We start from the raw sequence: 25,967 nt of genomic DNA on the forward strand, positions 1-25,967 counted from the left end.
TTTATAAACGCTCTACAAATAAAATCCCATCCAAATGATCGATTTCATGTTGAACAATACGTGCAGGAAAGCCATGAAATATAGTTTCAATCTTTTCGCCGACTAAACTGAAATAACGGACTTTCACTTTTTCAGCACGAGCAACTTCTCCTCGCTCATTCGGAACGCTTAAACAGCCTTCTTCGCCTAAAATAATTTGCTCTGATTTTTCTAAAATTTCAGGATTCACCATGACAATTGCATCCATTTCAGGTGCATCGGGATAACGGGGATTTGGACGTGAAGCCACGATAATCACTCGCTTAGACACATAAACTTGTGGCGCTGCAATACCTACACCATTACGTTCCAGCATCGTGGCTTGCATTGCATCAGCTAATCCATTTAACCATGTACTGTTAAATTCACTTTCAACAACTAACGCTGCTTTTAAAGTTAGAATTGCTTCACCTTGTTGTGCTACAGCCAAAATGTTCGACATACTTGTTCCTACATCAAAAATAAAATGTGTTTCAAATCAATCTAACTTAAATTCTATGATGAATTTGAATATTTCAGAATATCGTTCTATGATTATTTTTGTATAAAGAGCTGATGAATACTAAAATAGATTCAAATGATCTTTGATTCAGCTCATTTAAGACAACTTTAATTTTAAGAGATTAAATTACAATGAATTAGGTGATCATAATAAGACGATGAATACAGCTCAACTTTTGCTTGGTGTCCTCTTTAGTTCGATAGGCTTAGGCTATTTTATTTATGGGAAAAAACAGAAAGTCATCATTCCACTGGTTTGTGGCTTAATTCTCATGATTTTTCCATACTTTGTAGATAATACGACCATGCTCTGTATCATTGGAGCTGTACTTTCTATCGCACCTTATTTTATCCGTTTATAATTTCTGAATAATGCCGAACCTGATTACGACCATTGGCTTTTGCAAAATATAAAGCTTCATCAGCTAATCGAATAACGGCTTCTTTACTCAAGTGCTTCTCTGACATCGCAATACCAAAACTCGCAGAAATATGAACAGATTCTTGTTCCGTTATATGCACAGTTTCTTTCTCAATCTCTTTACGGCATCGTTCGGCAATTTCCAACGCATGAATCAGTTCTTTTTCTTGCAGTATAAGAATAAACTCTTCTCCACCAAAACGCCCCACCACATCATGGTCACGTAAGTTTGCACTGAGAATTTTTGCAACTTGCTTTAATACCCGATCGCCAACATCATGCCCATAATTATCATTGATTTGCTTGAAATGATCTAAGTCTAATAAAACCAAAGCATAATTATGTTCATCTTCCTGAATCGTATTTAAATTTTGGCTAATACTACGTCGATTATAAATTCCTGTTAATGGGTCAAGTTGACTAATTTGATGGATGATCTTTTCTCTATTCCGCCATTGAATCAATAAAATTTCAAAAAGCACGATACTGCCGAAAAAAATAGGAATATAGAGATATAACATGCTCCAAACCCAAAAACTATTTTGAATTAATATCGTATGGTTTAATTCTTCACTAAAAAGTGGCGCATAGCGTAAATCACCCGTTGCGCTAAAATAAATAGTCACCAATAAATAAATAGTCACAGGTAAAAATGCACTATAAATTACTTTACGATCTAATAAGACTAGACCAACAGAAATCAAACTAATAAAGCCCGCGATTGTCGCTGGACTCATAACACCAATCGTATAACCGCCACGGATAAATGCACAACCAAAAAATAAAACCGCAACATATGGCATGACAGTTTGAATAATTTTATGATGCTTCAGATAATGACACGGGAGTATTAACAGAAAAAAGAACACGATACAGCTACAAATCACAGTAATATGATATGGAAAATAATCGACATTAATCCAATGTTGTAATGACGGTGTGTAATAAGTAAATAAACACCAAAATAGCCATAGCGAAAAATCTATACCACCAAGAGCTAGAATCAGGATACTTTTATTTAAGTTAGTCCAATTCATGATGTCGCTATTATATAGAAATTCTTCAATAGCCTGTTTATTCAAAAATTTCATGAATGAAAATTATCTCAACTTATGATGAATAAAATCATATTGCTATTATTCATTCGAATTATTATTTATTTTACTTAAAATATCTCAACATCACCAACAAAAAATCACCATTCAAAGCTCTGGTTCACCACTGATTTTAAGATCATTTTATTCAAAATTAGTTATATTATTACAAGAAAAACCAATAAACATCAAGCGTATCATTCATCTACAAAAACATGGCTTAATTAAGCACTGAATAATTGTCAAAAAAATAACAGATTTAGATACCAATTTCTTTTCTATATTTGAGCATTAATAGAAATAAACGATACTTCATAACAAAATTAAACGTAGATCCTATTAAAATAGGTATCCTTCAGAAATAAATAGCTTTCATTTCAAGACAATCATATCTAAAAATGATGGTTTTATTAATTTAAATTTTTAATTTTTGTTACAAAATGATCTTAGCTTTATCTAGTTGCTAAATAGACTTTCTATTTTAGACCTAAAAAAATAATTTTAGATTCAATTAAATTCTAAATGTAATAAAAATATTGTGAACGATAATTCATTTCCTTATAAATATAAAACATACAAATTCTAATATAAAAATACTAGAACCTCATTTTATCTTCATTATCAAATACCTTTTATAAGTATTATTAATACTTATGCAAGATATCTAATACCGATTTATCACTTAAAGTTAAAATACTTAAAAGAAAGATTGATTTTTCATGTAAAAAACAATTGACTAGAATCCTATTTCCACATTAATAACGACTCAAACTATGCGCACGGATGCTATCCCACGTTTAAGCAATGAAGATAAACGAACACTTGGACTATCATCTTTTGGTGGCGCTTTAGAATTCTACGATTTTGTCATTTATGTCTTCTACGCCAAAATCATTTCTGATCTATTTTTTCCAAGTACGCTCAGTCCATTTTGGGCAATGCTGAATACCTACGGCATTTTTGCAGCAGGCTATTTCTTTCGCCCTTTGGGTGGTTTGGTTATGGCCCATTTTGGAGACTTAGTCGGTCGTAAGCGCTTATTCAGTTTATCCATTTTACTGATGGCATTGCCTACGCTATTGATTGGCTTGATGCCAACCTATGCCAGTATTGGCTATGCAGCACCATTATTGTTATTACTCATGCGCATTGTTCAAGGCATTGCCATTGGTGGAGAAATTCCTGCTGCATGGACATTTGTATCGGAACATGTTCCTGAAAAAAGAATCGGCTTTGCCAACGGCTTACTTACGGCAGGCTTATCACTCGGTATTTTATTAGGTGCATTGGTTTCCTTATGGATTTCACTCCAATTTACCAATGCAGAAATACACGATTGGGCTTGGCGTCTTCCCTTTATTGCAGGCGGTATTTTCGGGTTAATTGCGCTGTATCTTCGTTCTTATTTGAAAGAAACGCCAGTATTTAAAGCTATGCAGGCACGTAAAGAACTTTCCAAAGATACGCCGATAAAACAAGTTTTAGCAAAACATAAAACCAGTATTGCCATTGGTATGGTTTTTACGTGGTTTTTAACTGGCTGTGTTGTGGTACTTATTTTAGCCATGCCGAACTTACTTACAGGTGCCTTTGGTTTTGAACGTGCAAATGCTTTTAAAATGCAGAGTGCTGCAATTATTATGCAAATGCTCGGCTGTATTATCGCAGGGCTATGTGCAGATCGCTTTGGGGCTGGAAAAGTCATGCTGATTGGATCAGCAGGTGTCGCAATTGTCGCAACCATTTTTTATCACAGTTTAGGGTATGCCTCTTCAACCAGCATATTTCTCATGTATATGTTACTTGGATTATTTTCAGGAACGGTTGGGATGGTGTCGTGTAGCATGGTCAAAATGTTTCCTGCTCAAATTCGTTTTTCTGGGATTTCCTTTTCTTATAATGTTGCCTATGCCATTGCAGGTGGTCTGACTCTGCCTTTAGTACAGTGGTTAAGCCTATATAGTAATATTGGTGCGATGTACTATATTTGGGTTGTTTGTCTTGTATCTTTTCTGACTGCACTTATTTTTAAACAAAAATTTGAGTCAAAATAAATAAGATTGCATCTATAAAGTTTTCTAATTTATTCTGAGATTAGAAAATAAAATGCTTGTGTAAAATATCTATCTTAATCAATCATGCTATCCTCTTTTCGAAGAGGATTTTTAACTTAAATAATAGACTTTTTGTATAGCTTCTTCCTTTACGAATCAGTGTTTCTCATTCTTACAGAAGAAACCTAAAGAGGTCGTGAATACTTATGTAAGATATCTCATAGATACCAATAATAATTGAAAAAATATGATGAATTGGACTGACTTATTACAACATTATGGTTACTTTGCAGTGTTTATTGGTACTTTTTTTGAGGGCGAAACAGTATTAACACTGGGTGCTTACGTGGTTCATCAGCATATTTTACATTTTTGGCCACTCATTTTAACGGCGGTGCTAGGCAGTTTTCTCGGAGACCAATTGTATTATCAAATCGGTCATCGTTATGGCACAGATTTTATAAATAAAAGACCAAAACTCGCAGAGAAATTTAAACAAGCCAGTATTTTTATTCAACATTCCCCAACACTGACGATCTTGCTCATGCGGTTTGCTTGGGGTTTAAGAACAGTTTTACCTGTCAGCTTTGGCATCAAAAAATATCCTGTCATACGCTATATGTTTGTCAATTTAATCGCCTGTTTTATTTGGGCATTTGTAATTATTAGTATTGGCATTCAAGTCAGTCTTTGGCTACATAAGTTTTTGAAAATGATACTTCCTTTCCACTCACATTTAACCATTATTATTGCTGTGATCAGTTGTATCATCTTGATACGATTTGCTTATAGTTTATATATGAAATATCAAACCAAGCAAAAAACACTTTAAGCACTTAGGACACTTAAACAATAATCTATTCTAGAAAATTGGATGGATTGATGGATTGATGGATTGATGGATTGTGAAAATCTAATGAGTACTTAATTTAAAAATAAAATACTCATTTAATATTTAGCTGACTTTTACATTTGTAGATTCTTTTTTAACTCGTCTTCAACAATCTCAATTTCAATATCGCTAAACCTGCGAATTTCGCCTTCTGCATGTCTCTCTAATATTCCACCAATCAAAGGAACCTTGACTTTCACACTCCAATCAAGCTTGATATGAATTTTTTGATCATCTCCCGTCACAAAACGCTCACAGCTTGCTTCTAAAGGTAAATTTGCTCCTAAAACTACAGTCGATGTCAGGGCTTCTAAATCTGTAACATCCGTTCTTTTTAAACGAAAAGTATCTTTCATGAATTTTTTAGCAATGTCTGGAATATTCACATCTAAATTATATGCACGGCGTAATGTATAAATATTTCCAACAATTTTCGATTCTAAAATTTCTAAATTTTCACCAGGAATACGTCGACACACAGCTTCATGCATAGCTGTATCTGCTGCTATTTTTTTAAACTGCTGCAATGAAACACCTTGAATCGTTGCATTTACCGTAAAACGATGTGCCATATTTTTATCTTCCTACAATTTTTATTTTTTAAAATGTCGCGCTACTCACTCACATGAAATAGCACAGTAATATTCTATTTTTATTAAAGATAATTTAGCCAACTCTGTCATTGGCTCTATCCACTGAGTTATTAAGCATACACGCCACATGAAATTTCAATGCTATTTACACAAGATATTCTAATGTAATGATCTCGATACTCAATCACTACATCAAACTCCTCTGCTCCATCATCCAAACCCGTCGCAGACCATGTGGTGCCTTTCGGAAAATCATCCAGCCATTTGGCTTTATAAAAATCTGAAACAGAATCAAAATCTATATATTGCTCAGGGTCAGTCATGATCCGTGATGCAACTTCATCAAACTGCTGTTGTTGATATTGAATAAAGTCAATCAGCATCACAGTATCCTTTTAGCGACCAATAGATCTATTAAATCCCTTTAAAATTCGACGACAGTTGTTTCTTTTTCACTTGTTCCCACTGCCACCATCCAAATGCAGCCATGCCCACAAATGCAGCATATAAACCTGCGGTTAAAAATAAATCTTTGTAGATAAACATACCGACATAAACAATATCAACAAAGACCCAAAGTACCCATGTTGCGATATGTTTACGACTAGTCCAATAAGTTGCCAATAGACTAAAAGCAGCCAGTTGAGAATCTAACATTGGTAAGGCAGCATCAGTAAAATAATGCAAAGATAAGCCGAATAATACCCCACCCACTGCCGCTAAAATCATTTGTAAAATAACGGTCTTCGTAGCAATGGGTTCTATGCGAATTTCATGGTCTTGTTGTTTTCCTTTCAACCAATGGTATAATCCATAGAAATTCACAACCATAAAGAAGAATTGTAAAATAGTTTCGCCATAAAGCTTAAATTGAAAAAATAAGTAAGCATATAAAGAAAAAGCCAGAAAGTTAAACCACCAACACAACATGTTGCGCTTAATGGTGAGTGCGACACCAATGACACTAATAATGACCGCAACAATTTCTAATGGAGACATAGAACTAACTTTCAGAGTTTGATGCGACTATTATCAAAAAAAGTGTCTTTAAAGCAAGTAAAATAGTCACTATAGCTTAAAAAGTTACGTAATTTTTTAAGCCATTCCTCCTTATTTATTCAAGCCATGCTTAACAAGGAATAAAGTATTGAACCGCTATCAGTCTATTGTCTTTAAAATAAAAAAGATAAGTATCATCCATACTTTTTTTCTAGCACTAAACATAAGATCATATTTTAATTTAATCGCCTGATCACTTGCTGAGCCAATCTCTGCAGAATCATTTTTACTGGTATGGCTCTCATAACCTTGTTTAAATAATTGTTGTACTTGAGCCAATGTTGAAGCGGAAGTTAGCGTTTTAGATTCCACTCGAATCTCATCTTTTGGGGTTAGCCCATATACTCCCATGATCGCAACATGCCCATCAGCGAGTCTTAAATCATAACGATCAATCGTGGCACTTTTTTCTGCTTGATCATCACTAAAGAATCCTCCACATTCGACCTCTTTGTATACATACAAAACCTGATTAATTTCACTGGCTAAGAAACTACTTTCAACAGTTGTATCTTTTGCTAATTCAATCGTGACTTTTTTATGAGGATCAATTATTTTATTAAGTGTCTTGTCTTTATAGATCAACTGTACTTTTTGATCATCTTGCTTCGCTTGAATCATGCCTTTTGCATTAATACTTTCAATATTTAGCTGATTGAGTTCTGATAATCCCGCATCATAGGTAGAATCTAATTGATACGATGATCCAGAGTTGAGGAATATGCCTAAAATATGCTGTGTTGTTTGCGCCCCACATTGGTTAATAACTGAATAATCATAAATAAAATCAGTTTTCCCATCTTGATTCAAATCTCCAAGCCAAAGTTTCTTTTTACTGTCATCAAACTCATCTATTTGACATGCATCACCCAATAGTTTTTTATTATTTTGCCGAATCACATTGAGCATCAAATCACGAGGGCTTTTTTCTACGGCAGTTGGAGATTTTTGTTCTGCTTTTACTTTTGGCTCAGTTTGTTCAGACTGCTTTTGACATCCCACACTGAATAAAGCACTTAAACACACAGCCAGACTTATTGTTTTAGATATCATGATTATTGTCATTCAAAATTATACATTGATCATCATCAAAGCATAACTAAAAAATATTGGCTCGAAAAGTTTATCTTAGGTTCCTTCAAGCTTTTTATCTGTTCTATCAATATGCAAAATTGACAGGAATAGAAACATGACAGAGAGAAATTATCATTGACCCACTTCTATAGAACAGCTACAACATTGCAAACCATTTCGGAATACAACAATAAAACTCTTTTTTAAAATACTGCTATAACACTGATAATAAAAACTATTTAATCAACATTTATTTGCTTTTATGGCCTTTTATTCTTCAACTTCAGCTATTCATACATTTAACTGCATTTATATAAATCTATCTATCGATGGATACACCATGACTTGACAGTTTTCTAACGATCGTTTAAAAATATAAAACCAAACAACAACAGAGAACAAAAATGTCAGATTTACAAGGAAAAGTCAGTCGAGAAATTCGTGGCCATATCTTCCTGATCGGGTTGGATCGGGCAAATAAAAGAAATGCTTTTGATAGTCATATGATTCATGACCTATCACTGGCGTTAACTGAATATGAAGAAAACCCTGAGCTCCGTTGTGCTGTGGTTTTTGCACATGGTGATCATTTTACCGCAGGGCTAGATTTGGTTGAGTTACAACCTAAACTTGCTGATGGTGTATTCCAATTTTCAGATGCTATTGTTAATCCATGGGGAACCGTCGGTAGACAACGTACCAAGCCCTTAGTCACCGCTGTACAAGGCTATTGCTATACAGCAGGTATCGAATTAATGCTGAATTCAGATATCGTAGTTGCCAATGAAGATGCTCAATTTACGCAAATTGAAGTACAACGCGGTATTTTACCTTTTGGTGGTGCAACAGTTCGTTTTGTCCAAGCCGCAGGTTGGGCTAAAGCAATGAAATACATCCTCACGGGTGATCTTTTTTATGCACAAACTGCTTATGAAATGAATTTGGTCACTGAAGTCGTTGAAGGTAAAAATCAATTGATTCGTGCACTAGAATTGGCTGAACGTATCGCAAGTGCTGCGCCTTTAGCCGTTCAAGCGACATTAAAATCTGCACATCAGGCATTTTTACATAGTCCTGAAACTGCTTTTGGCAATTTACAGCAATTATTAAATCCCCTATTAAGTTCTGAAGATGTGCAGGAAGGTGTCATGGCCATGTTACAACGACGTGAACCACAATTTAAAGGAAAATAAACAACACACCATCTTCCAAAAATTATTGAGAACAATGACGATGCAAAACTTAAAAACAGCTGTACAGAATATAGGCTTTACGACTCAATCAATTCAGTTTATGGCACTGGATGGTTACGAATTGAAAGGGATTCTGTACACACCTGAGCATGGGTTAAAGGCGAATATCATACTGTCCTGTGCAACTGGTGTTCCACAAGAGTTTTATCGTCGTTTTTCTGAATATGCGACACAATACGGTTATCAGGTATTCACTTTTGATTATCGTGGTGTAGGGCAATCTGCACCACAACATCTCAAAGGTTTCAGAATGTCTTATCTTGACTGGGGGCAAAAAGACCTTGCTGCTGCCATTGATTACCTTGCTCAAAATAACTTACCAATTTTAATGGTCGGGCATTCTTATGGCGGTCAGGCATTGGGATTGATTCCAAATCATCATAAAGTTACAGCGATGTATTGCTTTGGTACTGGTGCAGGTTGGCATGGTTACATGCCAATCAAAGAAAAATTTAAAGTTCAAATCATATGGAATATTGTCTTTCCACCTATGGTGGCTGTAACTGGCTATTTACCGTGGAGCAAATTAAAGATGGGAGCAGACTTACCCATTGATGTATATAAACAATGGCGTAAGTGGTGTAAAAATCCAACCTACTTTTTTGCCGACCCTGAACAAGCGGCTTTAATTGAACAATATGCACAGGTTAAAACACCTATTTATGCAGTTTCCGCCCTCGATGATGATTGGGCTTTACCCAATTCACGCTATGCCTTTATGCAGCATTATCAACAAGCACCCATGCATTACATCAATATTTCTGCAGCTGAGTTTGGTTTAAAACAGATTGGACACATGGGCTATTTCCGAAAAGGTTCAGAGCAAATTTGGGATAAAATGCTGAATACTTTTGATAACTTACTTCTTTCACCAACATCTCACTAATTTCAACGTGAGCAGGCAAGCATTAATATTCTACAATCACTCCTTTATGTATCTTCTTCAACAAGAAGATCAAAGGCATTATGAACACTGATGTAAAATGCTAATCTTTACAGAAGATTAGCATAAAATTTGATAGGAAAATTTACAGGACAATTATGCGCCCACAAAAACTTAGTCCTGAACAAATACTCAGCTCATGTGCTTTACAATTTAAAGCACATGGTTATGCAGGGACAAGTATGGAAATGCTTGCCAAAGCATGCGGACTGAGCAAAGCATCATTTTATTATTACTATCCTAATAAAGAGGCATTATTGTTTGAAGTGTTGAATAATGCTCATCAATATTTAAAACGGCATTTATTCTCGATTGCTGAAAATACAGAGCATCCAGTACAAATAAACTTTCAACGTCTACATCAACATGCAGTTCAGTTTTTTAGTGTTGAAGTTAAAGGATGTCTTATCGGCATTCTTTCACTCGAAGCAATTTATCTCTCAGAAAATATTCTAGCAAAAATCAAAGCTATTTTTCAGGACTGGCAAGCCGCTTTTTATCGGCTCTTTCGTTGTGCTTTAGCTGATGATGAAGCTCAACAGTTGGCAAAAATAAGTATTGCTGATTATGAAGGTGCTATTCTCATGTATCGTCTACATGATGATCTCTTCTATCTAAAAGCAGTAAAAAAACGTATTTTACAGGCTTTGAATTTACAGCACTGTTAAAAAATTTCGAACAGGTTCGTTATGAAAATTAAAATGGTTCTTTTATCTAAAATATTGTTATCTAGTTTTAGCTATGCGAAGTGTAATAATGAGAATCAAATCGTTGCCTATAAATGTTTACAAAGTGAGTTGAAAACTGAAAAAACGAAAATGAATCAACTCTATCAACAAATTTATGCTCAATATGATGATAAAAATAAACAGCTCTTGGAAAAATCTCAAAAAGCTTGGCTGAATTATCGTGATGTACAATGTAATCAGCTCTTAGGCCGTCTGACCTATGGTGCTTTGGGCATGTCTGCGGGCTTTGCTGCTATTGATTGTGAATTAAACTCTATCCAGTTCCGTTTAAAGGAACTTAAAAGCCTGACACTTTAGAGTGATGATTGATCTTTAAACTCAACTTTATGCTCTACCCCATTCCGATCAATATGAGTATAAAACACGCCATAGCACCCAACATAATATTCAAGCGATTGATCTTTATAATTCCAATAGATAGACCAATCACCCAAATCAAATGAATCAATCTGACTTTGTGCCTGTGTCGGCATTTTATTCAAGTATTCACTTTGGATAAGTTCCGCACAAGCAATATCTTTTTTAATCATCGCTTTTTCAAACATCAATTGCGCTACATCATCAAAACGTCGTTGATCTTCTTCATTAATGATTTCAATTTCGATATTTTGATCTTTCAATTTGGGTTGCAATGGATCACGTAATTTATCTGAAATTGCTTGCTTTGGCTTTAAAGCAGAATTATTTTTATGTTTTAGAACCAATTGCCACAATAAGAAAGCCACAATAGCAATGATGATCAATATAAATATTTTTAGCATGGATTTAATCTACTCTACATTAAACTTCAATGATTAAAGTCAATAATTATTAGAGCCTTAGCACCTCACCATTTATCTTTATTGGTCATGACTCATTTTTTAGTTTATACCGTTTTAATTTTTCTCTTTAAATAAAATGTAACACAATTTGTCTAATTTACATCCAGCTTCAATAAGTACTTTAATCATCAATCCTATTAACTACAAAGCATAAGTCTTTAGATTCATGACCCTGTATTCACTAAAACCACCATACAATTATTGATCATGAATCTAATATTTTATGAATTTAATCTAATTTTTCTTGTTGCTGTTGAAGCTGTTTTTCAAAATCAGCTTTACCTTTCGCAATATAGTTTCGCAAACCTATTTGATCAATAAATGCTTTTTTATTTCCTGCTTTTAATTTTTTTAACTTTTCCTTCATATCAAAACGATCTGCTTTATTGGCAAGAAAAATATCTGCCTGAATTCCATTTAAGGTTATAAATGTCTTTTCGATATCTGTGACAATATTTGGATAATTTTTATTATTTATCAAATAATAACCACCTGTAAATAAACTATCTGCATAGATCATTTTATAACTTTTAAAGTTCGAACGAATATCTGTTGTCCATGACGTTGAACCTGGTAAATGTCCAGGCGTTGCATGGGCTATAAATGTTTGACGACCCAAATGAATTGATTCACCATCTTGAATAATAATGTCTGCTTTCACAGCAGGAAATGGCAATTGATTTCCCAATGCAAAATCAGTGGCAGCACCATTTTCTAGCATAATTGCATTTTCAGGACTCGCAACCAGTTTTGCTCCGCTCCACAATTTTAGCTTAGAAAAACCACCCGCTTGGTCTAAACGTGCATGACTATTCAGCAAATATTTAACATCAGTAATTTTAAAATCTAAAGTTTCAATATTTGTTTTAATTTGAGTTGCAGATTGGTCAATCCCACTATCAATTAAAATCAACCCTTTACCTGTATCAATCAGAACTGAAGAAAGATTATCAGTGCCTACATAGTAAACATGTTTGAAAATTTGAAATGGAGCAATCGGCTTATTCCAATTTTCAAACAAACTTAAAGGTGGAGCTTCAGTTAAAGGTTGCTCAGGATTTAACGCTGCTTTTACATAAGTCGTAGAAATGACAAGTGTAGCGATTAAAAGTATATATTTAATTGACATGAAAGTTTTCGAAATGATTAGTGTTTTCGGAACGAATCATTTCAAATTTTTTATGAATTTCAATACTCAAAGCTTCAATAACCATTTATAGGTCTCTTGCAAAAGTAGAAAAATGAATAAAAATTTATAAGTGAAAATGACATTGAATTAAGATTAAATATCCCTTCTCCCTCTGGGAGAAGGTTAGGATGAGGGTGAATCCAAAAAATCATATCCTCTCCCTAGCCCTCTCCTTTAAAAGGAGAAGGGACATTCATTGTGAGCAAATACTGATTAAAAGCTGGCTTATGCAATAAAACTAATAAATGTATCAATATTGCAAATACTCAGTCTGCCAATGACGACTCTTTAGACATCAATTTACATACTCTATGAAGATTTTTTATTTTTTTAATATCACTTTGGTTAATCGATTTCCCACATCAATTGCAAATTGATCAACATAACGACTATATAAATCTGAAACTAGAAACGTGACCAAAATACAAATTGTTGATGCAATGATTACTGAAAATGCATAACCTGTTCCCAAATTTAATAACACGTTAAATAAAGGAATGCAGACCAAATAAACCATCAATAAGTGTAATAAATAAATCGAGAATGAAAGTTTTCCAAGCCAAACCAAGGGTTTTTTATCTAACATTTCTGATAATTTTTTGCCCATTAAGACGCTATAAACAATCAAAATTCCTGCAAACACATTGCAATATTCATAAGTATTCTCGCCTAAAATACGATAAATCCATGCATATGCCATACTGGTATTATGCGCACCTGCAAGGTATAAACCGAGAATAAAAATAAGGATTGAAGTACTGGTTTTTAAAGTACGCCCATATAAATAAAAGTAGATTCCAATCACAAAGCATAGAATCCCCCAAAAGAATCCTTCACCTTTCCAATAATATGCGAAACAAGGTAAAACAACCGAAGCGATAAAGAATGCACTTTTTTTAAATGAATAAAGATAAAGCAGTATAAACAAGGTAAATGAACCAAAGAGCTCAATATTCATTGTCCATAACACCCAATTGGTATCACTTTCAGCAAAGAAAAAAGAACCAATGGTACCTTCGTATATGGCATGCTTTAACGTAAATGTCTGTGTGACATAAGCTTGAAGCCATCCCCCAACAGCATGACTATCAATATAAATAAATTTAAAACATAGCCAAATGAGTAAACATGATCCAAGTGCAGGAATCATTAATCGAGGATAGCGTTTAACCATCATCATTTTAATTTTATCTTGAATATTATTTGGACTTTTTAAAATCGCATAAGACAGTACATATCCACTTAATACAAAAAAGACAAAAACAGCCGCTGAACCTGAATACCAAAATGCGAAGGGAGAATGATGAATCGCATAAACCATTGCATTATCTGCTTTTTCATTCACATCAAAATGATGTAGATATGGAAAAAAGCTTAAGCTTAAATGTGAAAAAACCACAGCTAGGCATGCTAGACCTCGTATACTTTCTGCTGCATTTAATTTCGCCATTTTCCAACCATCCTCATTACCCATCGCCTCAGTAGACTTCTTACATCAAACTTTTTAATTTCCCCCTGAATGAGAAAAATAAAAAGCCTGTTTATGCTTTTGTAAGATGTCTATTTCCATCTTCCAAATAAATTTCATTGCACCAAAGAAAAGTCCCACGATTGTGGGACTTTCTAAATAACAAAAATTTACTCTATAAATACTATTTTACCATTTTCATCATGATGAACAGTACTTATTTTCTGCAGACGCCCTTGTTGAATATTTTCTTCAGACAAGCCAAAAAAATCTGCATAATCTTGGGTTGTTTTCACGTCTGTCTTTTTAACAGTCGTTGCTGGAATAAAATGACTCCACAACAAGAGTGCAACAGCACATGCAATTAATGCAGTAATACCGTGTTGTACTCCTACTCCAAACGCATGCATCACGCTATGGATTAGATGTGGTTTTTGCAAACCAATTAAACCTACAACCAACATAATTGGTCGCCATAAAAACAACCAACACGCCCACATCATTGCCGTAGAAGTATTCGACATGTAGCGTTTATGCCAAGGCAATTTACGACGTAAATCAATAATCAAATCATTTGATTTCATTTTCATCAATACTCAAATACAGCACTAATCTTCCGAGCGAACACCGCGGTCTGGACTCACCCAACGAGCACGTTTGCCACTGCCGCGTAATAATACTTTAGGGAATGCCACAATACTCGCCGTAATTGTAATTAACCAAAATACGAATGGATACCAAATCATCCAATAATAGTTTTTAAACAGATCTGGTTCATATCTACTATCCATCCATTTGCTTAAACCAAACTGAATTAAGCAAGTTGCACCCAATAAAATTCCACTACCATAGGGTAAAAATGGTGAGCTAATGCCATGACTTACACCATGAATCGGTAAAACAAAATGCAGTAGCCAAATCACAGCCATGATCAACATTAAATACGACCAAATCAACGTTAGAATCAGCTCAATGATCAGTGGCCATAAAAAATTCAATTTAGGTTTTAATAAAACATCAATATTTTTGAGTAAAACCTGCGCTCCACCCATTGCCCAACGTAGACGCTGTTTCCACAAACCATTTAAGGTTTCTGGCATCAAAATCCACACCAAAGCATTTGGTTCAAAACGAATATCCCAACCTGCACGCTGTAATTTCCATGTGATATCGATGTCTTCCGTCAACATATTCGGCGACCAATACCCGACTTCATGTACAGCACTTTTACGGAAAGCAGTAATCACACCTGAAACCGTAAATAAACGACCAAAGCTTCGTTGAGCACGTTTGATCATCCCCACGATAGATGAAAACTCACCGACTTGGATACGACCTAATAATGTTGAACGAGTACGAATTCGAGGGTTCCCTGTTACAGCAGCAACCGTTTCATCTTCTAAAAAGTGACGTACCATCCATGATGCAGCATGTGGATCAAGCAAAGCATCCCCATCAATACCAATCAAAAATTCAGCTTCTGTAACCAAGCTACCTGCTTGTAAAGCCATGGCTTTGCCTTGGTTTTGTGCAAGATGCACCACTCGAAGCTTTTCGTATTTTGCAGCAAGCTTATCCAGTTCTTCCGCAGTATTGTCCGAACTACCATCATTAATTGCAATGACTTCAAAATTTGGATAATCCAAAGCCAAAGCATGGGTAATGGTTTCTTCTGCATTGTCCCCTTCATTAAAACAAGGCACGAGCACAGCAACCAAAGGATAACTTTGTAATGGATTTGGTTGCTGATATGGCGGCTCTTTTCGTTCTTTTCTATAGAAGATTAGCGCACCAACCATCCATAAATAAGACATGAACAATGGATAGAAGAACACAAAATCCAATGCTGAGTGCCAAAAATAATGTAAGGACATCTTTGTTATCTTCCTTTAAGGAACAAGGCTATTTGTTTTTAAATCAAATACCTGACGCATGATTACTGGATCTGGATGATTTTGGAATGGATCATCTGGATAATATGCAATATGCATCGCACCTTGTTGATATAAGGATTTAATCGTATCAGCCATTTCAGTTGATGGAACCGGTTTATTGGTTCTCCAATTTAAAGCCTGCAACTCGAATACAGTTTTCTTAATACCATTCGGATATTTTTTTACACGATTGACAATATCCGCATAAAACTTCGCTTTATCTGGCGCTTGTTCCATATATGGCATTGCCATAATCGCTGTAAAATCATAACGCTTTAACGATTGCTCTAAAGATTGAGAATACCAATTTTCAGAATATGGATTTAATGCAACTTGTGCATATAAATTACGAGCTGTGACGAGATAAGGCTGATAATAACGAAGTTGATCTGCCAATTGCATTGCAAAATCATCAATCGTTTTGGTTTTAAACGCAGTCCATTTCTGAAGTTCTGCATCATTATTACGTACATGTGCAAGATTAGTGGATAAACCCGCCTTTTTATAAGCTGCTAAAGCTTGAGGGCTGGCATCTTCATAATCAGACAAAGTCGTATCATCATGGAATAATACACCATTAAATGTCGCTGATTTGCCTAAATCTGCATAAATACCTTTAATCACTTCACGTGCTTCAGCAGAATAAGGGCTTAAACGGTGATAGCCCATGTTTAAATGGTCTGATTTCTTTTCTTGCTGCGTCACAACAATATCTTTTGAAACTGGGTTCTTTTTCGGTAAATCCCATGCCAATAAAGGCATCCAAGCATACAAACGGGTGACTTGTGTACGTGATTGAATTTGCCAAGAAACACGATTAAATAAATCTGCACGCATTGGTAAATAGCGATTTGGGAAATACACCATATCCGCTGAACCATCTGCATCAGGATCAGAGAAAGCTTGAAGATAAACGGTATTTACCTTCATTGCCGCAATTCGGTCTAACAAAAGACCAATATTTTTTTCTTGCTGTGCTGGATCTTTATCATAAATATAGTCCAAATCTACATGCATGATTTTTTGTGGACGATTATTATCATTTAAACCCATTTCACGAGTTTTAATATCCGCCAATAAATCATTAATGGATGTGCCATTTTCAATGAGAATACGGTTTAAATGACCCAATGGTTTATTCACATCATCCGCACCATCATCTAATGTAATGGTGATTGGCATACCCAGTTTTTTCGCAATTCCAACTGTTTCCATATTATAGCGACCATATGGCCAAACCATCACACGTGGGCTACGAATACCATGTGACTTTAAAACATCATTATTTTTCTTTAAATCTGCATAAATTCGAGCATCGTAGCTTTTATCATCTTCATAAGTTTTTGTTTTTGTATTATATAAGCGTGTAGTCGCAGCAGGTTCAGAATTCCCCTGCGGGTTCCCTAAAATTCCACGATGCAAATTATAACTGTGGCTTCCAATCTCGACAAAACCACTGTCTTGCATTTCTTTCAATTCAGCCCATGATAAAATTTCATCACGTGCAATCACTTCATCACCAAAATGAACTTTTTGACTTTCTTTCGGCTCTAACCATGAACCAACAACGGCTAAAACCACAGGGACTTTATTGGCTTTAACCACAGGATAAGCATATTTATAAAAAGATTGATAACCATCATCTACTGTAATCAGTACAGGTTTTGTCGGTAATTTATATTTACCTTCATTTGCTTTAAGCAATTGATCAACACTAATAAAATTAAACCCGCTTTTCTTTAGTGCTGTAATTTGTTGCCCAAATTGCGCAGGCGTAATTGCATACTGAGGAATAAGTGCATCTTTTTTATCAGTAATTTCATGATAACCAATAATCGTAAGCGTCGCAGGGTCTGCTTTTGCAGTTTCTGCACGTACCACCATACTCATAGATGCGGCTAAAATAGAAAGACCAACAACCAAAGCGGGATTTAAAAAACGAGGGATCATAAAATTTCTGCTCATTATCTTGTCTGTTATGATTTCAAAGTTCATCACAAAACGTCAATATTTTGTTTAAAAAAACCTTTTTAATGACTTCAAGAATCAATCTCTTTTCATCTGTAGTTTATAGACACTGAATCTGAAAACAATCTTAAAACAATTAATTTTTCTATTATTTTTAAACAACTTACATCAGTGTAATATTTTCTTCACAATATCCACACAATTCAGATGCTTTTTTAAAATTATGATAAAACGATCATATTTCATTGTAATTAAACTTTTTACAATTCTAACGCGATTCATTTCAAAATTTCCACATTATATTTGTGTCTTTTCATCTACTGAATGAATATCTGCTTTTTAGATCTAGAATTGATTTACTTCTATTTTTTCATACGAAAATGTGTCGTTCTTTCATCGTTTAAATATAAAAAACTCCCAATAAATTGAGAGTTTTTTTTGAGATTGATCAGCAGATCATGCAGACCGATTAATCACGTGTTTTTACATCAAATAATTCAATTTCAAAAACCAAATTTGAATTTGCAGGAATCACTTTACCCATTTTACGCTCACCATAAGCCAAATGTGATGGTACGATCAATTTACGTTTACCACCGACTTTCATACCCATGATCCCTTGATCCCACCCTTTAATCACACGACCTGTTCCTATCACAGTTTCAAAGTAACTGCCACGATCAACAGAAGAGTCAAACTGGGTACCATCTTCCAACCAACCTGTGTAATGTGTAGTGATTAAAGCGCCTTTTACAGCTTCTTTACCTTCACCCACTTTAAGATCAATAATTTCTAATTCGTTTGACATGCTATACCTTACTTTTGACTTTTTTCAATTTCACTACTGAATCAGATTTCGTTACAACATCCGACGAATCTACTTGAGCAATCGAATTTGATTTTACAACAACAGCACTTTGCTGTGGTTCAATCACAGCACGTGATTTTTTAGCAACTTTGGATAGACTCAATTTGCTCTGTTGTTTCAGATTCGATTTAACTTTTGGCGCATTTACATGCTTTTGGGAGGTTGCAACAGCCATATCAGGTTTAGTCGCATGATAAGCTTGACTAAACTCAGCTGAATCTTGAAGCACTTGTTGATAATAATTATACGTATATTCAAGTAGCTTTGCTTTCCAATTTTTCGCTTTATCGGCAAAATTAATCAGATCATCAATGGAATCTGAACCCTGTCGCCCTGCGGATCGGAGTTGTGCATAAGCCATTAAACGTGCCATATAATGACAAGCATCTGTAAATTTATCAGGTTTACCTGCACATAGGCTAAAGTCCATTTTATCTTGCTCAGACTGTAAGGCTTTCACAATAAAATTGTCTTTTTTAAAACTAAACTGCGATAACCATGCAGGTGGCATATATTCCATAAAAGACTGAACCGTAATCACTCTTTCAGCTTGATTTTTCCAACGTGGTTGTTCAATTTTTAAATACGGCGTTAGTGTTAAGGATGATACTTGAGCTTGTTTAACATCAATTAAATAAAAACTTTTTTCTTCAGCTTGATAGACCAAAAACACATAGCGTTTCAGTCCTATACTACCTGTTCCTGCAACACGAATCGCGACATCTTGAATTTGATATTCATTTTCTTTTTTACTATTGGCATTCAAATACTGTGCGAAGCTCTGTAATAAATCTGCTTTTAATTTTTCATCTTGAATTGGAAAGTATTTTTTATGATCAATCGTTAAAATACGCTTATTTGCGCTGAGTAATTTTGAATGTGTATTTAAAAAAGTCAGATCATCACGTTCAGCCACGATTTTAATATATTTTTTTAAGATTCCTTTAACCGTTTCTTTTTCTATGGAATATGCCTTGCCATTTTGTAAGGCTTGAAGATATTCATCACACAAGGTTTCAGTAATGGTTTTAAGCTGATCTTCTAAGATATTCAACTCTTTACCCGCCAAGTAAATACTACATAAAAAGCGAGACAGCTCCCAAGTTGGATGCGCCAATACAGCTTCATCAAAATCATTTAAATCAAAATAAACCACCCCATGATGACTACGATAAGAACCAAAATTTTCGATATGTAAATCACCACATACCCATGTTTTTGTTGCATCTTTCCATGTTTGATTTTTTGCTAAATCTTCATAAAAAAGATGGCATGTTCCTCGAAAAAAGCGAAATGCACCACTTGCCATGAGCTTATATTTGGTTTGTACAAATTGTGGATCTCTATTCTGATTATATTGCATGACACGTTCATAAACATTGTGCATTTTGCTCTCCACTTTTCTTTTAATAAACGTTATTTCAATTCAATTTTAAAAACTCAAATCTTTAATATCTGCATCACAGAGCAGATATTGCGTCAGCTTTTTATGATTCTGCGCCGATCCGATTAAAACCCAACGCCCTGTGATTTGTTTTTCTGTTTTATTTTGTACACCACGTATAATTTTCATCGCATGTTGTTTAAAAATATCTTCGTATTTATCTAAAGTTTCTTGTTGATATTCACATGATATTCGATAGCTTCGTGCTTGATGAAACTCATCTATTTTTTCTTGAATATAAACCAAAAAAATCAGCACAATCAAAACCAAAAAAGTTCCAAATATACTTAAAAATTCATAACCTGCACCTGCTGCCATCCCTAATGCAGCCACCATCCAAATAGTGGTTGCTGTAGTAATCCCAGAGATTCGATTGTCATCTTTAAAGATAACACCTGCGCCCAAAAAGCCAAGACCCGTTAAAATATTAGCAGCCAAACGATCTGGGTTGTCTACGCCAATTTTGATGGATAAAATGGTGAATAAACAAGAAGCCAAACTGACCATAATCATGGTACGTAAACCCGCAGATTTACTTCGGTATTCTCGCTCAGTACCAATGATGGCACCAATTGCCAATGCCATCAGCAGATGATAAATATCTGGGTTCATTTTTTTTATTCATCTGTCATTGTTGTTTTATAGATATACGTAAATTAAGGCAAAAGATGCAAGCGATTTAGCCTGCATCTTGCTTAATTATTGAAGACTTATTGTAACTGTGTCCATTCAATTTCAGCCTGAGCTTTATCGCCAATTAATGTCCATTCACCATCCATAACATTCAACTGTAACTGCATGGTGCGCTCACATAATTGTTGAATCGCTTCCGTGGTTTTTTCAGACAATTGCCAAACTTGGACATTTTTCAAGGTTTTAAGTTTTGAACTGCGTTTATACCATTCTGCAACGGCTGAACCATAAGTAATAACAGCCACTTCTTTGCAACGTGCAGCAGCTTTTTTGACTTTATCTTCATCAGGCAAACCGACTTCAATCCATTTAACCAATTGACCTGTTAAATCTTTTTCCCACAACGCGGGTTCATCAGTTTCAAATAAGTCTTTGGTAAATTCTAAATGCTCATTAGCAAAACGAGCATAGGCCAAAACACGAACCATTAAACGTTCAATGGTTTCAGATGGATGTTGCGCCATGGTAAATTGATAATCACCATATTGATGGACATCCATATTGGCAATATTCAAATCTGCTTTATAAATTGTTGCTTTTAACGCCATGTTGAATCCAAATCTGTAATACCCAAATATGGCGCTCAGTCTATAAGATTTTGCTGATGATTTCTGAACTTATTCAACAATAGTTTAGCCTGCTTCAATTCGACATTTCAGCAATTCAGCTTCAAAACTTTCCCAATCACGAACATGTTGGCTAATAATTTCAATGCGATTATCAATATTTTCTTCGCCAGATTTATAGTTTAATTGCTCAGGGTTGAAATTAAACGTCATCCAACCTTGATCTGTATTGAATATACCTTTTATACGCAACCAATCTTTTTGCTCACATAACAGATCTAATAAATCATAAAAATTGAACTGCCAACGCTTTGAAAATTTCCAACCGGCTACCGTAAAACCTTGAGCCGTTTCAACATAGTGATAAGGCAACTGCTTAATTACAGGTAAAGGTTCATTGACAGAGAATTGCTTTTGAATTTGGATCAAAGGCTGAACTTTGCGTTGAATTCCAATATAAGGTAAATCGACGTGTTCAAATTGAATATTGCACCGCTCTGTTTTAATCCATGTGGGTATATAAGCTAAATATTCATCCTTTAACTTAATCAGTGCTGTTTCATCTACATCTTGCATGGCATCAGCATGTGAAATCACGACGATTTGTGCTGCTTTCAACTGATCTTGATATAGATTTTGCTTGGTCCACTCGCCATCATGTAATCGTGAACCATCCACAACCGTGATCAATGCACACATCTCAATCAAACTCTGCCAATGGGGTTCAGTCAATTGTTCTAATAATTGTGCAGGATGCCCAAGCCCTGTCGGTTCTATAAATAAACGATCAGGTTTAGTTTCATTAATAAGCCGTGATAAAGCAATTTGCATAGGGAGTTGACTGGTACAACATAAACATCCACCCAACAATTCTTTAACTTCATAACCTTCTTGCTGTGGCAATAATTGCTGATCTACACCAATCTGACCAAACTCATTCATTAATACAGCCCAAGTTTCACCTTCAGGCTTTTGGGATAATAAATGCTGCAATAACGTGGTTTTTCCTGCACCTAGAAAACCTGAAATAATATGTGTTTTCACTGCTTTCTGATTTAGAATTTTCAAATCAATTCACTCTATTCAAAATAAGTTCAAACCAAACTCAAGATCATTAAATTCCTTGCATAAAACCTTTGATTTATCTTTAAAGGAGAGAAATGTAAAGGCTATGACGTTATGCAAAATACCTATTTTCATCAGCAATGATGATTTTCAAAGTCAATTGAGAGATGATTTAAGCATGCTGTATGAATTTATATTGATATATTATAACACTGTTATACGCACACTATCTTCTCCTCAATCTTGATTAAAAATTTGCTGACCCTATAAAAATAGCCCTTTTGATCTGTTTTTTTAATATTTTATAAAATAATCATCGGAAATTTAAATTACAAAGATGGAGAAGACTGCGACTTTTTGTAATTGCTTGGTAAGTATCTTGTTCATTTTTCGGTTACATCGACATAATTACATACATTTTATCTAGCAAATTGATGTCCTTTCTTAACAGAATTATTACATTTAGTGCTTGTTTGTCTTTTTAACGTAAAGCGTACTGTTTCGCTTTGTTGATAAGGTTGCCGAATATACCTTCTGCCCGTAGGATGATTTTCGTCCCTTGTGATTGAGTGATTTTCAAATTCACTTAGATACTGAAATGAACAAGCGGTTAATTTATTAAATGAAAGAAGGATGCCACACATGAAACTTTTCAACACGCTTTTAGCAACAACTTTTGCTCTTACTGCTGCAACTGCTACTTTCGCTGCAACACAACAACCAGCTGATGAAGCTGAAAAAGTGGTTGTTTCAACTCAAGAACAACCAGGTGATGCAGCAACAGATAATTCTGCCGCAGCTCAACCACAAGCTGGTCAACCAACCACTGAAAGTGCTGCAGAAGGTTCATCAAGCAGCCCTGTAACAACTCAACCGAATCAATAAAATCATGATTCAAAGACTTTAGAGGATTTGAATTTAAGCACTAAACATAGGTGTCGATTAAGAGACTGTAATTTAAGCTGAATCAAGTAAAGTACAAACTCAAAAAGACCAAGTCATGCTACGACTTGGTCTTTTTTATGGTTTAGCTTTTTTATAATTTAGTCTTCTTTATAGTTTAGAGCTAAATCATATGAGTTAAAATTTATAGCCTTTTATTACAAAAAATTTAATACTTATATCTAAAAACAATCACTGTAAACCATCTAAGATCTTAATCATCTAAAAAAAACTGCATCCAAATGCTCATTGGTTTAAGAGTGATAGTTAAAAACAATGATTAAGTCACCTTAGTATATATATGATTAATTAATTTATTAAATAAAATCATTATATTAACCCAAAAAACTATATTTTTGATTTAAAAAAACATACGAGTTATCAACTATCGCATAGCTTGGATTAGATGCTTTTTTCAGTCATAAATATATCCATATTGTATGGTTGAATGGATATCGCTGTGAATTCAAATAAGCTTGATGTTACGACAGATGTGGCTATTTTAGGTGCTGGCCCTGTGGGTCTAACCATTGCAAACTATTTAAGTAAACAAGGTGTCAAAGTCACCATTATTGAACAACTGGATAGTTTGATTGATTACCCACGTGCAATTGGAATTGATGATGAATCATTACGTACCATTCAATCACTCGGTTTAGTCGACAAAGTACTTCCACATACAACACCCAACCATGCAATGCGATTCCTTACGCCTAAAGGTCGTTGTTTTGCAGATATTCAACCATTAACCCGTGAATTTGGTTTTTCACGTCGTAATGCTTTTATTCAGCCACAAGTCGACAATGTACTACTCCAAGGTTTGAAGGCATACGATCAAACACAGATTTTATTCTCACGTCAGTTAAATGAATTCACGCAAGATACCAATGGCGTTACGCTGAAAATCCAAGCCAAAAACCAAAAACAAGAAGAAGTGATTCATGCACAATATTTAATTGCCTGCGATGGTGGTAACTCTGTTATCCGTCGTAATTTAAATATTGCCTTTGATGGTGAAACTGCGCCAAATCAATGGATCGTGATTGATCTTGAAAATGATCCATTAGCAACACCACATATTTATTTATGCTGTGACCCTGTTCGTCCATACGTTTCGGCTGCCCTTCCACATGGTATTCGTCGTTTTGAATTTATGGTGATGCCAGGTGAAACTCAGGAAGAATTAAGTAAACCTGAAAACATTAACAAACTATTGGCAAAAGTTTTACCCAATACCGATGGAATTGAAGTGATTCGTCAGCGTGTTTATACCCACAATGCGCGTATTGCTGACAAATTCCGCGTAGACCGTATTTTACTTGCAGGTGATGCAGCGCACATCATGCCAGTATGGCAAGGTCAGGGCTATAACAGCGGTATGCGTGATGCCTTTAATCTTGCATGGAAAATGGCGCTCGTTGTTCAAGGTAAAGCGGCACCTGAGTTATTGGATTCTTATCAAATTGAACGTAAAGATCATGCTAAAGCCATGATTGATCTTTCTGTAATGGCAGGTCATGTACTTGCACCACCGAAAAAATGGCAAGGTTTTGTCCGTGATGGTATTGCTTATGCTTTGAATTACATCAAACCGATTAAGCAATATTTATTGGAAATGCGTTTTAAACCAATGCCTAAATATAATGACGGCGCATTGCTTGCAGATGGTCAGAAAGACTCACCAGTCGGTAAGATGTTTATCCAACCGCATGTTCAACTTGAAAATGGTCAAACGGTTTTATTGGATGATGTCATTGGCAATGATTTTGCGATTATTGCTTGGGGTGTAGATCCGAAATGGGGTCTGAATGAAGCTAATATGAAGCAATGGCAATCGTTAGGCGTGAAATTTATTCAAGTGCTCCCTGCGGTTCAATTGGGCAATGAAAAGCGCCAAAAATTTGACGGTGTAATTACCATTGGTGACATGGGTACAGAAATTCGTTCATGGTTTGGTAAAACAGATCAATCTATGGTGATTTTGCGTCCTGACCGTTTTGTTGCAGCATTGGCTATTCCACAAACAATGAATAGTGTGAGTCAGCAATTGTTCCGTAAATTACACACTCAATAAATTTTGCAAAATAAAAACCACGCTTCGGCGTGGTTTTTATTTTATTTTTATGAGAATAATAGAACACAATCAAAGTTGCACATCATTTATAAAACAAACAAATTAGACTTATCTGACAGCATAAAGCTCCCATATGAACCTTGACTAATTTTGATCAAATAATAAGATTTAAAGGTTTCAAAAGAATGATTTATTGATTCAAAAATAAGTAAATTTGATAGGGAATTAAAAATAGAATTTAAAACTATTTTTTCATTTAATGA

At 34.9% G+C, this 25,967-nt stretch carries 26 protein-coding genes; 9 read left to right on the plus strand and 17 right to left on the minus strand.

Going from position 1 to position 25,967, the window contains the following annotated elements:
* Position 1 precedes the first annotated feature (1 nt).
* Positions 2-481: a peptide deformylase gene (gene def / locus B9T35_RS10940; protein WP_086191154.1), complete on the minus strand. Its 480-nt coding sequence runs from the start codon at positions 479-481 to the stop codon at positions 2-4.
* 217 nt (positions 482-698) lie between these two features.
* Between def and B9T35_RS10945 the strand changes: the two genes are divergently transcribed.
* Positions 699-902 (plus strand): amino acid transport protein, encoded by a 204-nt coding sequence (locus B9T35_RS10945; protein ID WP_086191155.1) that lies wholly within the window; start codon positions 699-701, stop codon positions 900-902.
* Here B9T35_RS10945 and B9T35_RS10950 read toward each other — a convergent pair.
* Positions 889-1,998, minus strand: a complete 1,110-nt coding sequence (locus tag B9T35_RS10950) for a GGDEF domain-containing protein (protein WP_086191247.1) — start codon at positions 1,996-1,998, stop codon at positions 889-891. The two genes, B9T35_RS10945 and B9T35_RS10950, sit on opposite strands and share 14 nt — an antisense overlap.
* 830 nt (positions 1,999-2,828) lie before the next feature.
* Here B9T35_RS10950 and B9T35_RS10955 point away from each other — a divergent pair.
* A complete protein-coding gene (locus B9T35_RS10955) occupies positions 2,829-4,109 on the plus strand; it encodes an MFS transporter (protein WP_086191156.1) in 1,281 nt (426 codons plus the stop codon).
* A gap of 247 nt (positions 4,110-4,356) precedes the next feature.
* Positions 4,357-4,941, plus strand: a complete 585-nt coding sequence (locus B9T35_RS10960) for a DedA family protein (protein WP_086191157.1) — start codon at positions 4,357-4,359, stop codon at positions 4,939-4,941.
* 134 nt (positions 4,942-5,075) lie between these two features.
* Here the strand turns inward: B9T35_RS10960 and B9T35_RS10965 are convergent, their stop codons facing one another.
* From B9T35_RS10965 to B9T35_RS10980, 4 genes are all read right to left on the minus strand, one after another.
* Positions 5,076-5,573 (minus strand): DUF2505 family protein, encoded by a 498-nt coding sequence (locus B9T35_RS10965; protein WP_086191158.1) that lies wholly within the window; start codon positions 5,571-5,573, stop codon positions 5,076-5,078.
* A gap of 131 nt (positions 5,574-5,704) precedes the next feature.
* Entirely contained in the window at positions 5,705-5,977 is a 273-nt protein-coding gene (locus tag B9T35_RS10970; RefSeq protein WP_086191159.1) for a hypothetical protein, read from the minus strand.
* A 31-nt stretch (positions 5,978-6,008) separates the two neighbouring features.
* Positions 6,009-6,593, minus strand: a complete 585-nt coding sequence (gene pnuC, locus B9T35_RS10975) for a nicotinamide riboside transporter PnuC (RefSeq protein WP_086191160.1) — start codon at positions 6,591-6,593, stop codon at positions 6,009-6,011.
* Between the two features lie 159 nt (positions 6,594-6,752).
* Entirely contained in the window at positions 6,753-7,706 is a 954-nt protein-coding gene (locus B9T35_RS10980) for a hypothetical protein (RefSeq protein WP_139842023.1), read from the minus strand.
* Between the two features lie 425 nt (positions 7,707-8,131).
* Here B9T35_RS10980 and B9T35_RS10985 point away from each other — a divergent pair, with 425 nt between their 5' ends.
* The 4 genes from B9T35_RS10985 to B9T35_RS11000 all read left to right on the plus strand — a co-directional run bounded on the left by B9T35_RS10985 (position 8,132) and on the right by B9T35_RS11000 (position 10,969).
* Complete coding sequence (locus B9T35_RS10985) at positions 8,132-8,920, plus strand: crotonase/enoyl-CoA hydratase family protein (protein ID WP_086191162.1); 789 nt, start codon at positions 8,132-8,134, stop codon at positions 8,918-8,920.
* A 40-nt stretch (positions 8,921-8,960) separates the two neighbouring features.
* Positions 8,961-9,866: an alpha/beta fold hydrolase gene (locus tag B9T35_RS10990; protein WP_086191163.1), complete on the plus strand. Its 906-nt coding sequence runs from the start codon at positions 8,961-8,963 to the stop codon at positions 9,864-9,866.
* 155 nt (positions 9,867-10,021) lie between these two features.
* Positions 10,022-10,591 carry a TetR/AcrR family transcriptional regulator gene (locus B9T35_RS10995; RefSeq protein WP_086191164.1) on the plus strand — a complete coding sequence of 190 codons (570 nt, stop codon included), beginning with the start codon at positions 10,022-10,024 and terminating at the stop codon, positions 10,589-10,591.
* Between the two features lie 33 nt (positions 10,592-10,624).
* Positions 10,625-10,969 carry a lysozyme inhibitor LprI family protein gene (locus B9T35_RS11000; protein ID WP_228147124.1) on the plus strand — a complete coding sequence of 115 codons (345 nt, stop codon included), beginning with the start codon at positions 10,625-10,627 and terminating at the stop codon, positions 10,967-10,969.
* On the opposite strand, the gene B9T35_RS11005 is transcribed toward B9T35_RS11000, so the two are convergent.
* From B9T35_RS11005 to B9T35_RS11055, 11 genes are all read right to left on the minus strand, one after another.
* Positions 10,966-11,433, minus strand: a complete 468-nt coding sequence (locus B9T35_RS11005) for a hypothetical protein (protein ID WP_086191166.1) — start codon at positions 11,431-11,433, stop codon at positions 10,966-10,968. The genes B9T35_RS11000 and B9T35_RS11005 overlap by 4 nt on opposite strands.
* A 289-nt stretch (positions 11,434-11,722) precedes the next feature.
* A complete protein-coding gene (locus tag B9T35_RS11010; RefSeq protein ID WP_086191167.1) occupies positions 11,723-12,622 on the minus strand; it encodes an HARLDQ motif MBL-fold protein in 900 nt (299 codons plus the stop codon).
* 382 nt (positions 12,623-13,004) lie between these two features.
* Entirely contained in the window at positions 13,005-14,132 is a 1,128-nt protein-coding gene (locus tag B9T35_RS11015) for an acyltransferase family protein (RefSeq protein WP_086191248.1), read from the minus strand.
* Between the two features lie 188 nt (positions 14,133-14,320).
* Positions 14,321-14,734 (minus strand): poly-beta-1,6-N-acetyl-D-glucosamine biosynthesis protein PgaD, encoded by a 414-nt coding sequence (pgaD, locus tag B9T35_RS11020; RefSeq protein WP_086191249.1) that lies wholly within the window; start codon positions 14,732-14,734, stop codon positions 14,321-14,323.
* A gap of 24 nt (positions 14,735-14,758) precedes the next feature.
* Positions 14,759-16,024: a poly-beta-1,6-N-acetyl-D-glucosamine synthase gene (pgaC, locus tag B9T35_RS11025; RefSeq protein WP_086191168.1), complete on the minus strand. Its 1,266-nt coding sequence runs from the start codon at positions 16,022-16,024 to the stop codon at positions 14,759-14,761.
* Between the two features lie 15 nt (positions 16,025-16,039).
* Complete coding sequence (gene pgaB, locus B9T35_RS11030) at positions 16,040-18,034, minus strand: poly-beta-1,6-N-acetyl-D-glucosamine N-deacetylase PgaB (RefSeq protein ID WP_086191169.1); 1,995 nt, start codon at positions 18,032-18,034, stop codon at positions 16,040-16,042.
* 487 nt (positions 18,035-18,521) lie between these two features.
* Positions 18,522-18,860: an FKBP-type peptidyl-prolyl cis-trans isomerase gene (locus B9T35_RS11035; protein ID WP_086191170.1), complete on the minus strand. Its 339-nt coding sequence runs from the start codon at positions 18,858-18,860 to the stop codon at positions 18,522-18,524.
* Position 18,861: 1 nt separating this feature from the next.
* Positions 18,862-20,307, minus strand: coding sequence for a DUF2252 domain-containing protein (locus tag B9T35_RS11040; RefSeq protein ID WP_086191171.1), 1,446 nt, complete (start codon positions 20,305-20,307; stop codon positions 18,862-18,864).
* A 45-nt stretch (positions 20,308-20,352) separates the two neighbouring features.
* A complete protein-coding gene (locus B9T35_RS11045) occupies positions 20,353-20,976 on the minus strand; it encodes an MgtC/SapB family protein (protein WP_086191172.1) in 624 nt (207 codons plus the stop codon).
* A 98-nt stretch (positions 20,977-21,074) separates the two neighbouring features.
* The gene (locus tag B9T35_RS11050) at positions 21,075-21,605 is read right to left on the minus strand and encodes a YaeQ family protein (RefSeq protein ID WP_086191173.1); all 531 of its coding nucleotides are present in this window, start codon (positions 21,603-21,605) and stop codon (positions 21,075-21,077) included.
* An 84-nt stretch (positions 21,606-21,689) separates the two neighbouring features.
* Entirely contained in the window at positions 21,690-22,691 is a 1,002-nt protein-coding gene (locus B9T35_RS11055) for a CobW family GTP-binding protein (protein ID WP_086191174.1), read from the minus strand.
* 639 nt (positions 22,692-23,330) lie between these two features.
* Here B9T35_RS11055 and B9T35_RS11065 point away from each other — a divergent pair.
* The gene (locus B9T35_RS11065) at positions 23,331-23,573 is read left to right on the plus strand and encodes a hypothetical protein (protein WP_086191176.1); all 243 of its coding nucleotides are present in this window, start codon (positions 23,331-23,333) and stop codon (positions 23,571-23,573) included.
* A 517-nt stretch (positions 23,574-24,090) separates the two neighbouring features.
* On the plus strand, positions 24,091-25,704 hold the full coding sequence (locus B9T35_RS11070; protein ID WP_416202438.1) for a bifunctional 3-(3-hydroxy-phenyl)propionate/3-hydroxycinnamic acid hydroxylase: 1,614 nt from the start codon (positions 24,091-24,093) through the stop codon (positions 25,702-25,704).
* The last annotated feature ends 263 nt before the right edge of the window (positions 25,705-25,967 follow it).

It is taken from the genome of Acinetobacter sp. ANC 3832, from assembly GCF_002135415.1.
Lineage (GTDB): Bacteria > Pseudomonadota > Gammaproteobacteria > Pseudomonadales > Moraxellaceae > Acinetobacter.

Coding starts and splice junctions, on each gene's coding strand:
- pgaB (WP_086191169.1), bottom strand. CDS start 18,034: ATGATCCCTCGTTTTTTAAATCCCGCTTTGGTTGTTGGTCTTTCTATT.
- B9T35_RS10955 (WP_086191156.1), top strand. CDS start 2,829: ATGCGCACGGATGCTATCCCACGTTTAAGCAATGAAGATAAACGAACA.
- B9T35_RS10965 (WP_086191158.1), bottom strand. CDS start 5,573: ATGGCACATCGTTTTACGGTAAATGCAACGATTCAAGGTGTTTCATTG.
- B9T35_RS11005 (WP_086191166.1), bottom strand. CDS start 11,433: ATGCTAAAAATATTTATATTGATCATCATTGCTATTGTGGCTTTCTTA.
- B9T35_RS11000 (WP_228147124.1), top strand. CDS start 10,625: ATGGTTCTTTTATCTAAAATATTGTTATCTAGTTTTAGCTATGCGAAG.
- B9T35_RS10960 (WP_086191157.1), top strand. CDS start 4,357: ATGATGAATTGGACTGACTTATTACAACATTATGGTTACTTTGCAGTG.
- B9T35_RS11065 (WP_086191176.1), top strand. CDS start 23,331: ATGAAACTTTTCAACACGCTTTTAGCAACAACTTTTGCTCTTACTGCT.
- pgaC (WP_086191168.1), bottom strand. CDS start 16,024: ATGTCCTTACATTATTTTTGGCACTCAGCATTGGATTTTGTGTTCTTC.
- pgaD (WP_086191249.1), bottom strand. CDS start 14,734: ATGAAATCAAATGATTTGATTATTGATTTACGTCGTAAATTGCCTTGG.
- B9T35_RS10980 (WP_139842023.1), bottom strand. CDS start 7,706: ATGATATCTAAAACAATAAGTCTGGCTGTGTGTTTAAGTGCTTTATTC.
- B9T35_RS10995 (WP_086191164.1), top strand. CDS start 10,022: ATGCGCCCACAAAAACTTAGTCCTGAACAAATACTCAGCTCATGTGCT.
- B9T35_RS11010 (WP_086191167.1), bottom strand. CDS start 12,622: ATGTCAATTAAATATATACTTTTAATCGCTACACTTGTCATTTCTACG.
- B9T35_RS11045 (WP_086191172.1), bottom strand. CDS start 20,976: ATGAACCCAGATATTTATCATCTGCTGATGGCATTGGCAATTGGTGCC.
- B9T35_RS11040 (WP_086191171.1), bottom strand. CDS start 20,307: ATGCACAATGTTTATGAACGTGTCATGCAATATAATCAGAATAGAGAT.
- B9T35_RS11035 (WP_086191170.1), bottom strand. CDS start 18,860: ATGTCAAACGAATTAGAAATTATTGATCTTAAAGTGGGTGAAGGTAAA.
- B9T35_RS10945 (WP_086191155.1), top strand. CDS start 699: ATGAATACAGCTCAACTTTTGCTTGGTGTCCTCTTTAGTTCGATAGGC.
- B9T35_RS10950 (WP_086191247.1), bottom strand. CDS start 1,998: ATGAATTGGACTAACTTAAATAAAAGTATCCTGATTCTAGCTCTTGGT.
- B9T35_RS11015 (WP_086191248.1), bottom strand. CDS start 14,132: ATGGCGAAATTAAATGCAGCAGAAAGTATACGAGGTCTAGCATGCCTA.
- def (WP_086191154.1), bottom strand. CDS start 481: ATGTCGAACATTTTGGCTGTAGCACAACAAGGTGAAGCAATTCTAACT.
- pnuC (WP_086191160.1), bottom strand. CDS start 6,593: ATGTCTCCATTAGAAATTGTTGCGGTCATTATTAGTGTCATTGGTGTC.
- B9T35_RS10970 (WP_086191159.1), bottom strand. CDS start 5,977: ATGCTGATTGACTTTATTCAATATCAACAACAGCAGTTTGATGAAGTT.
- B9T35_RS10990 (WP_086191163.1), top strand. CDS start 8,961: ATGCAAAACTTAAAAACAGCTGTACAGAATATAGGCTTTACGACTCAA.
- B9T35_RS10985 (WP_086191162.1), top strand. CDS start 8,132: ATGTCAGATTTACAAGGAAAAGTCAGTCGAGAAATTCGTGGCCATATC.
- B9T35_RS11050 (WP_086191173.1), bottom strand. CDS start 21,605: ATGGCGTTAAAAGCAACAATTTATAAAGCAGATTTGAATATTGCCAAT.